This is a genomic window from Shewanella colwelliana ATCC 39565, from assembly GCF_000518705.1.
In the GTDB taxonomy this organism is placed as follows: domain Bacteria; phylum Pseudomonadota; class Gammaproteobacteria; order Enterobacterales; family Shewanellaceae; genus Shewanella; species Shewanella colwelliana.
In genome coordinates, this window is the sequence record NZ_JAEC01000060.1 from 1 (window position 1) to 1,288 (window position 1,288).

Here is a 1,288-nt window from a genome sequence, read left to right on the forward strand (position 1 = left end):
AGGGCGTGGCATAAAAACCTCCTTGTTCAATGCTAAATCAAAGCATAGTTAGAGGTTTGCTTCTGCGCAATTAATGATGGGTGTCTATGTTTTGCTGATCTACCAAGCCCTTGGGGCAGACTCCAGAACATCGCCAGTATCAATATAGTGAGTTATTCAATAGTGCATTACCACCAGAACAACTCCATAGCAGCAGAAACGGCACTAACCACAACTTTCCTTTAGGTGACACTTTTCCTCTGGTTCTAAGTTTACTTTGCCCCCCACTTATCATTATCTAATCCTGATACTGCCATAGGACACATAATTAGCCGAATCAGATGGACCTACTACAATTATTTTATAGCTGTCCTTATTTGAACTCGCAGTTTCAATGACAATAGGCCCCCCAGCGCTAGGGAGGTAAACGTTATTAGAAGGAGAAAAATGCATTAAAAATCGGTCTGCCAAATAATAGTGTTGAGTCACACTTAAGCTGCATACATCCTCGTTTGTTTTCAACACCTCAAATGAGGCCAACACAGCAGCATAATAAGTCGCATAATCGGTAAAATGCTCACGCATATAATCAGGTATCTCTCTGACATAAAACTGAAAATAATCATTATCAGTCTCGTACGAATAGATATCATCCTCATTAATGACTCGATGCTTTAGCGTGACTCCTGCGAGGGTATATGTCCTCAAATCACCTGCGATTTTTCCGGATATAAGGCTGTGATGGGCTAAGTAATCTTCCGATGTCATATTTTTGAAGTTAAGGTTTTCCATAAACGCCATGTCTTTTTCATTGAGCAGGCAGCGCTCACACCCCGTACCCAGCAATAGTACTATGAATAAAATAGTATACGTTCGCAACGGTTTCATCCTCTAAAAGTTTTCTGCATAGAAAGACACGGCATTATTACTCACATTGTCTAAATATTGTGTAAGACTAGCATTATCATCGGCCATAAAACCTGCAAAAGACAACGCCGTTACGCCAAAGGAAACTGCCCCTGTGACTTGTGAATACAGACCCAAAGTGGGTATTTTGGTTGCACCTATCGCTAGCATTGAATTATTACTTGTCAGTGAATGTCCTGATCCTGCCAAGTGACCAGCCATCTTAAGCGCATCGGGAATATAGCCCCTATTTAAGTTATCTAGAATCATCATTTGATAGTATTCTGCCGTTGCCACACTTTTAATGCAGATAATAAGCCACCCATAGTTAATCAATAACATAACACCATTATTTCCAGATTACTTCTATGCTGCCCATGATAGGCATCATAAATGAGAACAC

2 protein-coding genes are annotated in these 1,288 nt (G+C 40.5%); both read right to left on the reverse strand.

Translation table 11 applies throughout. The features are described 5' to 3' along the window. Positions 1-273 precede the first annotated feature (273 nt). Positions 274-780 (reverse strand): hypothetical protein, encoded by a 507-nt coding sequence (locus tag L876_RS0116270; protein WP_028764763.1) that lies wholly within the window; start codon positions 778-780, stop codon positions 274-276. 90 nt (positions 781-870) lie between these two features. Continuing rightward, positions 871-1,227 (reverse strand): hypothetical protein, encoded by a 357-nt coding sequence (locus L876_RS0116275; protein WP_028764764.1) that lies wholly within the window; start codon positions 1,225-1,227, stop codon positions 871-873. Between the last annotated feature and the right edge of the window lie 61 nt (positions 1,228-1,288).

Excerpts from the sequence above, each read along its gene's own strand:
- L876_RS0116270 (WP_028764763.1), bottom strand. The coding sequence starts at position 780 with ATGGCGTTTATGGAAAACCTTAACTTCAAAAATATGACATCGGAAGAT.
- L876_RS0116275 (WP_028764764.1), bottom strand. The coding sequence starts at position 1,227 with ATGTTATTGATTAACTATGGGTGGCTTATTATCTGCATTAAAAGTGTG.